General features: G+C 58.1%; 6 protein-coding genes. 1 reads left to right on the forward strand and 5 read right to left on the reverse strand.

Features of this window, described 5'->3' with window-relative positions; all coding sequences use genetic code 11:
- Positions 1-1,468, forward strand: a 1,468-nt coding sequence (locus NW829_RS10000; protein ID WP_414416995.1) for a TldD/PmbA family protein, incomplete at its 5' end; no start/stop codon positions are given.
- Positions 1,469-1,702: 234 nt separating this feature from the next.
- On the opposite strand, the gene NW829_RS10005 is transcribed toward NW829_RS10000, so the two are convergent.
- The 5 genes from NW829_RS10005 to NW829_RS10025 form a co-directional block, all read right to left on the reverse strand.
- A complete protein-coding gene (locus tag NW829_RS10005; protein WP_414374720.1) occupies positions 1,703-1,960 on the reverse strand; it encodes a CHRD domain-containing protein in 258 nt (85 codons plus the stop codon).
- A gap of 380 nt (positions 1,961-2,340) precedes the next feature.
- On the reverse strand, positions 2,341-2,799 hold the full coding sequence (locus NW829_RS10010) for a fasciclin domain-containing protein (protein ID WP_011434417.1): 459 nt from the start codon (positions 2,797-2,799) through the stop codon (positions 2,341-2,343).
- A gap of 81 nt (positions 2,800-2,880) precedes the next feature.
- Positions 2,881-4,191, reverse strand: coding sequence for a CO2 hydration protein (locus tag NW829_RS10015; protein WP_414416996.1), 1,311 nt, complete (start codon positions 4,189-4,191; stop codon positions 2,881-2,883).
- Between the two features lie 57 nt (positions 4,192-4,248).
- Positions 4,249-5,784: an NADH-quinone oxidoreductase subunit M gene (locus NW829_RS10020; protein ID WP_414416997.1), complete on the reverse strand. Its 1,536-nt coding sequence runs from the start codon at positions 5,782-5,784 to the stop codon at positions 4,249-4,251.
- A 50-nt stretch (positions 5,785-5,834) separates the two neighbouring features.
- A complete protein-coding gene (locus tag NW829_RS10025) occupies positions 5,835-7,670 on the reverse strand; it encodes an NAD(P)H-quinone oxidoreductase subunit F (protein ID WP_414342178.1) in 1,836 nt (611 codons plus the stop codon).
- Positions 7,671-7,753: the final 83 nt, after the last annotated feature.

A 7,753-nucleotide genomic window follows, 5' to 3' on the forward strand; every position in this document is an offset into this window, starting at 1 on the left:
ACTCGGCGTGGCAGCTCATCGACTTTCCAGGATCGGGCTATGCTGGACTGAGGACTACACCCATCTCCCTGTTGCTATGCGAGACCTTCTGCGCGACATCCTTCGGGACTGCTCTGGCTTTGTGGAACTGCGCTACCACAGCAAGGTGTTCCGCAGCATCACTGCCGAGAAGGGCCGCCTTGAGCGCACCGCGGTTCGTCGCCGTTCCGGAGTGGGGGTGCGGGTGTTGGAGGCCGGCACTTGGGGCTTTGCTGCCACCGGGGATCCCTCGCCGGCTGCTATTCGGGAGGCCATCGCTGAGGCTCGCCGTGCCGCCCAAGCCAGCGCCGACTACCGCAAACAAAAGCTGGGATCCCTGCCCAGTGTGCGGCTGGCCCAAGGGGAGTTCTGCGAGCCCGGTGTGGAGGAGGTGTTGAACAAACCGCTGGAGGCGAAGATCCAGTTGGCTTTGGAAACCGAGGCGCAGGCCCGGCAGGCCTCTCGCCAAATTAGCTCCGCCAGTTGCACCTACAACGAGATCTACGAGGAAAAAGCCATTGTCACCACCGATGGGGCGGATGTGGCCTTTCGTCTGGTGCGCCCCGAGCTGCGAGTTCAGGCGGTGGCTGAAGCTGCCGGCCAGCTCAGCAGTGGCTCCGAGGCCATTGGGGTAACAGGGGGATGGGATTGCCTGTTCCGCTCGCATCCCTTGCAGATGGCGGAAAAGGCGGCTGCTACCGCGGTTGATTTATTGTCCGCAGGCTACGCAGAAGGGGGATGGGCCACGGTTATTCTGTCGCCTTCCATCGTGGGGCTGTTGGTGCACGAGGCCATTGGCCACACGGTCGAGGCGGATTTTGTTCTGGCGGGTTCTGTGGCTGCCGGCAAGCTGGGGCAGCGGGTGGCCAGCGACTGGGTTACCCTCAAAGACTCCGGCCATTCAGAGTTTATGCCGGGGGCAGGGGGAACCCTTCCTGTGGACGACGAGGGCGTTCCTACCCAAAGCACCACCATCATCCAAAACGGCATTCTGGTCAGCTATCTCCACAACCGCGAAACTGCTGCCCACTTTGGCGTAGAGCCCACCGGCAATGCCCGCGCCTGGGAATATGCCGATGAGCCTTTGATCCGCATGCGCAACACCTTCATTGAACCCGGATCCCAAACGCTAGAGGAAATCATCGCCAGCACTCCCGATGGCTACTTCCTGGATGGGGCCAGGAACGGGCAGGCGGACTCCACGGGCGAGTTTATGTTTGGGGTAGAGCGGGCCTACCGCATTCGCGATGGCAAGCTGGCGGAGTTGCTGCGCGGTGTCACCATCACCGGCAATGCTTTTGAGGTGCTGCAATCGGTGGATGCCGTCTCGCGGGACTTCCTGTGGGATTTGGGATCCGGCCATTGTGGCAAGGGTCAACCGGCCAAGGTGGATGCGGGCGGCCCCTACATTCGCTGTCGGGCCATTGTAGGTGGGCAACAACCTGTGTAGTTATTCCCTTGGCGCTCCACAGCTAGCCCAGAGGTGAAGCCTACAGCTCGCTCTGTAAAGGGGACTGGCAGGCCGGCTCCAGGACTACCGAAAGCTGCTGGCCAGGAGCTACACAGAAACTCTGTCCTGCCGGCACGACTGACCGTGGGGGAGTTCACAGAACAGCCAATCCGTCCGCAAAAATTAGGGATCCCCTCACCTGCGGGGATCCTAGATGGGGTACTGGATCAAACCTTAGCGAGGGAAAACTACCTGGGCTCGCAACTCGCCCGGCGGGTTGGCCTGCGTGTGAATGTTGATGTAGTAAGCTCCGGCCAAAAAGCTGGAGACTTGCTCAGGGGTGAGGTTGGCTTCCAGTCGGAAATTCCCCGACTGATTGCCTGGATTCGGCAACATGTTCAAGACAAAGACCACCGGCCCTGTGGCCTGGGCGAAAGATTGTCCTGGCTGCGGCTGAGCAATGTGAATATGTCCAGGGCCAAAGTTAGCAATGGGTAGAAGTGAGGTTGTGAGATTTGTAAAGCTTCCTTAACCGCTGAGAAACAAGACAGCAACCAGGCAAAAGCCGCAAAAAGCCTCGAAAATTGAACGAGGCCGAAGGGCAAAACCGATCAACAACATGGAAAAAAGCTCCTCGGTCAGAGAACAGGCTAAATAAGGTACGTATCAGGCCAAGCTTCGGATTCATCTCTGGGTTTAAAAGACGGCGACATCACTGCTACCGAGAGACAAAAATCCCCACCCTGTGGGGGGCGGGGGATGGTGTAGACTGCACGCGGAGCAGAAATCTCTGACCGTACCTATAAAGTTGCGGAGAGGGGGAGAGGGTTCACCCAGGCACTTTCCCCAAGCTCGGTTCAGGATAGATCTGTCTATCCTCTGGCCGAGGCAGCCAAGGCGGAGTTCATAATCGGCCAGAACCAGTGGGGCCGCATCAGAATGACGGTGTCAATGACGTGGATGATGCCGTTATCGGCTTCGATGTCGGCTTGGATAACGGTGGCGTTATTGACCTCGAAAACGTCCCCTTCGATCAACAAGTCGATGGGGGATCCCTCTACCGAGCCCACACTTTGGTACTTGGCCAAATCTGCCTTTTTCAAGCGGCCGGGCACCACGTGGTAACACAGGATGCGAGTCAGTTGGGGGATATTTTGCACCAGGGTGGTGATGGTGCCAGGAGGCAGCTTGGCAAAAGCCCCATCGGTGGGGGCAAAAACGGTAAAGGGGCCAGGGCTTTTGAGAGTGTCTACCAGGTTTGCCGCTTTAACGGCAGTTACCAAGGTGGAAAAGCCCTCAGCAGAGACGGCAATATCGACAATATCGGGCATGGCCGGGATCCTTTTGCTGTGAAGTTGTTGCTAACTGGATTGCTGCTCGAAAGGCTTTGGGATCATTAAAGTTGCCACGGGCTAGCGATAATTCTGATCCTGAATGTAGGCGAGGCGGGCTGCTTCCCGGATCCCGTATTCCGGTCGAGTGAAGCGATTGAGTTGTCCCTCAAAATAACGGCGGTTCATCATCAAGTGCCGTGGATTTGGGTCATCAAGGGGATACAAGAAAGCGGCCCTTCCCGCCTGAATCACGGCTGAGGTGACGTTGTACATGGAGCGCTGGAAGCTAACCCCCAATTGAATCAGCATGTCCTCTTCGCCGCGGCAATGCTTGCGATAATACTCCACCAAATACTGGGGCAAAAAGTGGTACATATCCTGGTGCAGGAGCGTGGGCGGGATCCCGGCGGTGCCCACCGGAAACTTATCGGCGTAGAGGATCCCGTAGTGGAAGTCCAACTGGTTGGTGGGAACTTCGTTGGCCTGGGCGTTGTAGGACTTAGTGCCGCGGAAAGGAGAGGTGCGATAAAACACGGCCTCTACATAGGGGAAGGCAGCCTCATATAGCCAGGTGAATCCTTTGGATTTGGGCACAATATCGTACCATTCTCCCCGAATGCGCACGCGATGGTAGATGGGTCGTCCGGCAATGGCGAAGATCCCGTTGACCAAAAAGTTCATCGCCTCCGGCACGCTGGTGATTTTGCCTTCGTCGTAGAGATCGCTGATCTCAAAAAAGACCGGAGCCATCACCTCCCAAAACAGGCCCAACACCGAGTACATGGTGGCCTGGCGGCACAGCTCCAAAAACATATCGGGGAAGAGCTTGTATAGCCCCATCAACAAGGGGTTGCCCTGGCAATAGGCGCGGATGGCGCGGTCGGCATTTTGCTTGTATTCTTCGGAATCCATGTAGGGATCCAGCAAGCCCCCCATATCCCGGTGCCAGAGCATGGCCCGCATACATTCTTCGGCAAATTCCATGTTGATGCGGTCATGCCAGAGGTGATGCAAAATCCTGGGCAGCTTGCGCTTCAGCTCCCCCTTTTCCATAAACTCCAGCAGCTCGGGATGGGCCGTAGCCTGGCCTCGCCAAATGCGCAAATCCGCGTTATCCCCCGCGTAGTGGTTGGCCAGCTTCAGATACTCTTCAGGAATGATGAACTTGAAAAAAGGCAAGGGATCCACAAACACCTGCTCGGCAATGTAGAGCAGATCCCGCCAGTAGAAATCCATTGGCACGGCATAGGCTTTGTAGAGGCCGATAATTTGCATCAGGTTTTCCGGCGTATCTGGCAGCATGGATCCCCCTGCCTCCAGGCGGTGGACTATATCCGCAAAAGGATGGGTAGAAGGGGGCAGCTTGCGGGCTGTGAGGGTTGTCGTCATAGAAGAAGTCTCCAACTCTTCAAAAGTTCTGGCTCCTTGAGGTCATTCCCTGGGATCTCAATTCCTGGAAGTTTCCCGATTGCCTGGATCGGCTCCAGAGAGGGTGATGGGGGCAAGGTCACCGGCTGATGCCAAGATAAGCGTTTGGGCCTGAGCCACCTGGGTGGATAGGGTAAAGGCCAACGGTTGCGGCCATTTCACCAGGTTCATGGGCTGGATCCCAAACCAAACGATCAAGGCCGTCAAAATCAGCCCTGGGATCCGCTCCCAGCCATGCACGCGCGGGTAGTAGGCGGTGCGGTTGTCCAACCTGCCAAAGCAGGTGCGGTTCAGCAAAATCACAAAGTACACCGCCGTCAAACCGGTGCCACAGATGCTGATCAAAGTCGGCAAAGGAAAATCCTGATAGCTGCCCTGGAAGATCAAAAACTCCGCCACAAAGCCCACCAGGCCAGGGATCCCGGCGCTGGCCATCCCCCCCAAGATGAGCAGGGCGCTCACTGTGGGCAAGCCTCGCAAGGGGTTGAGCAGGCCGTTGAGTACGTTCAGATCCCGCGTTCCCACTTTGCGCTCCACCAAGCCCACCAGATCAAACAGCAGCGCCAAGATGAGACCATGGGAGACCATCTGCACCATCGCCCCGGTCAGGCTAATGGGGGTGGCTGCCGCCATGCCCAGCAAGATGTAGCCCATGTGGCCGATGGAGCTGTAGGCCACCATGCGCTTGATGTCTTTTTGGGCGATGGCTGCCAAAGCCCCGGACAACACGGCAATGGCTCCCCACCAGGCTAGGATCCCGCCCAGGTCGGCCCAAGCTTGGGGAAACAACTGCAGCCCAAAGCGAAACAGACCGTACGTGCCTAACTTGGAGAGGATCCCTCCCAGGAGGATGGCCACTGGCGGCGACGACTCCCCGTATGCATCAGGCAACCAGGTGTGGAAGGGGATCAGCGGCATCTTAATGCCGAAAGCCACGATCAAGGCCAACAGCGTCAAGGTCTGGGCAACAGGGCTGAGAGAGGTGATGCGGATCTCCAGCAGCTCAAAGCTATGGGGATCCCCCAGCCAGTAGATGGCCAAAAAGGCCCCCAACAGAAAGATGGCGGAAACGGCGGTGTAAATCAAAAACTTGATGGCAGCATAATCCCGCTTGGGGCTGCCCCAAATGGAGATGAGCAGGTAGATCGGGATCAGCACCAGCTCGTAAAACAAGAAGAACAAAAGCAGGTTCTGGGCAACAAAAGCCCCGTTGACCGACCCGCTCATGAACAAAATGCAGCCGTATAAGAGGTTGGGCCGCTTCACCTCTGGCTCAGCCGTCAGCACCGCAATCAGCGTGAGCAGCCCATTCAAAGCCACCATCAGCAGGGAAAACCCGTCCAGGCCCAGGGAGTAGCTCAGCCCAATTGCCGGGATCCAATCCCACCGCTGCACCCACTGCAGCCCTTCCGCTTGCAGGTCAAAGTTGGCAAACAGCAGCAGCGAGATCCCCAGCAGGATCCCGGCCAAGGCCACCGCCAGCTTTCGCCCCCCCAAGCCTAAGAACAGGAGCAGGGATCCCAAGATCGGCAACACAATCAAGGCACTCAGCATGGTCTTTTCCCTCTTTATCTAAGGACTCCGTCCCGCTACCTTGCCCAAGCCTAGAGAATCAGCCAGCCCAGCAGGGCCACCCCCACCACAATCGTCAGCACGTAGGCTTGCAACTGGCCAGAGGTGGTGTATTTCAAAACCTGTCCACCCGCCAATACCGCCAAGCTGGTCAAATTTACCAAGCCGTCTACCACATAGCGGTCGAACAAGGCTGTAACCTCAGAGATGATGCGTACCGCAAACACCACACTGGCCCGGTAGAGCTTGGGGGTGTAGAAGTCGTTGGCCAACAAATCCTGCCAGTCGGCCAAGAAGGCCCAGTCCACCGGCTGCCGCTGCGGACGCAGATACAGCCAGGCTCCCAAGGCAATGCCTGTCAAGCTGGATCCCGTCATTACCCCAACAGGGATCCCTTCCAGAGCGGGAATCAGACCTAGTGCCGCTAGGATCATGGGCATGTGCAGCGCCACCCCCATCGTGACCGTCATGGGCAGCATCATCGGCCAATGCACCTCCGGCGAACGCTCGCTCATCTGCTGCGGCTTGCCCCCCCAGATCAGGCCAAACACCCGTGTCAGCCCTAGGGCCGTTACAGCATTGGTGACCAGCACGACTGCCGCCCACAACCCCTGCCCCGATTGCACCAACTGCTGCCACAGATCCGTCAGCACCCAAAAGGAACCGAAAGGCGGCAAAGCGATGATTCCGGCCATTCCGGTCAAGAAGCACAGACCTGAGATAGGACGCCGCGACCACAGCCCGCCCAGGTAGCGCAAATCCTGGGTAATGCTGTTCCAGATCACCGTGCCCGGAGCCATCACCAACAGAGCCATGGCCGGAGCATAGGTCAGCAGCAACCCATAGGCTTGCTGGGGATGACCGGTGCCCACCGCCACAAAAATCAAGCCCATGTAGGCACTCACCAGATAAGACAAAGCTCGCTTGGCGTCGATCTGGGCCAAAGCCACCAGGGATCCCCCCACCGCCGTCAAGCTGCCGATAGTCAGCATCACCTTCAGCACCGTTGGGGAAAGCTCATAGAGGGGTTGCAGGCGAATCAACACCCAGGCCCCCGTGCCCACCACCACTGCGTTCCGCAAAATCGAGGCCGGGATCGGCCCTTCCATCGCCTCATCTAGCCACAGGTGCAATGGGAACTGGGCACACTTGCCCACCGGGCCAGCCAGCAACCCCAGCCCCACCAGCGCAATCAAGGTCGGATCCACAGTGGCAGACCCCGCCTGCACCGCCTCAGCCCAAGCCGCCAAATCCTCAAACTCCCAGGAGCCGGTCAGGGGATAGATGGCGATTACCCCCATCAAGAGCAACAGGTCGCCGATGCGCTTGGTTAAAAAAGCATCCCGCGCTCCCGTCACCACCAGCGATTGGTTGAACCAAAAGCCCACCAACAGGTAAGTGCCCAGGGTCAAAATCTCCAGGATCACGTAGCTGAAAAAGAGGGAGTCGCACAAAGCCAAGGCACACATTCCCCCCTCAAACAGGCCCAGCAGGGAGAAAAACCGCGCCCAGCCCCAGTCCATTTCCATGTAGCCAAAGCCGTAGATCTGGGCCACCAGGTTCAGCCCCGTCACCACAGCGCAGGCCCCCAGAGTTACCGATGACACCTGCAGCGGCAGCTCTAACATCAGATCCCCCACCTGTAGCCAGGGCAACCGAATGACCTGCGCCGGCTGATCCCAAATTGCCACCAGCGCCCCCACGCTGTGCAGGAAGGCCATCAACGTCAAGAGCGCATTCAGATAACCTGCCGGACGTGGTCCCGTGCGCCGGGTGATTCCTGGGGACCAGATCAGCGCTCCCGCCCACCCCACCAAGGCGTAGAGGGGAATCAGCCATGCAGTTGTGACCAGCCCGTTCAAGCTCATAATCCTCCTTCGGCCAGGGATCTTGGCCAAACTGGAACACTTGCTGAGATCCTGTAAAAAGTCTTAAGCAGCATCTTAGCTGC

The organism is Synechococcus sp. R55.8 (assembly GCF_047461895.1).
Lineage (GTDB): Bacteria > Cyanobacteriota > Cyanobacteriia > Thermostichales > Thermostichaceae > Thermostichus.

Bases quoted from the DNA above. Each gene is read 5' to 3' on its own strand.
- NW829_RS10020 (WP_414416997.1), bottom strand. From the start codon at position 5,784: ATGCTGAGTGCCTTGATTGTGTTGCCGATCTTGGGATCCCTGCTCCTG.
- NW829_RS10010 (WP_011434417.1), bottom strand. From the start codon at position 2,799: ATGCCCGATATTGTCGATATTGCCGTCTCTGCTGAGGGCTTTTCCACC.
- NW829_RS10025 (WP_414342178.1), bottom strand. From the start codon at position 7,670: ATGAGCTTGAACGGGCTGGTCACAACTGCATGGCTGATTCCCCTCTAC.
- NW829_RS10015 (WP_414416996.1), bottom strand. From the start codon at position 4,191: ATGACGACAACCCTCACAGCCCGCAAGCTGCCCCCTTCTACCCATCCT.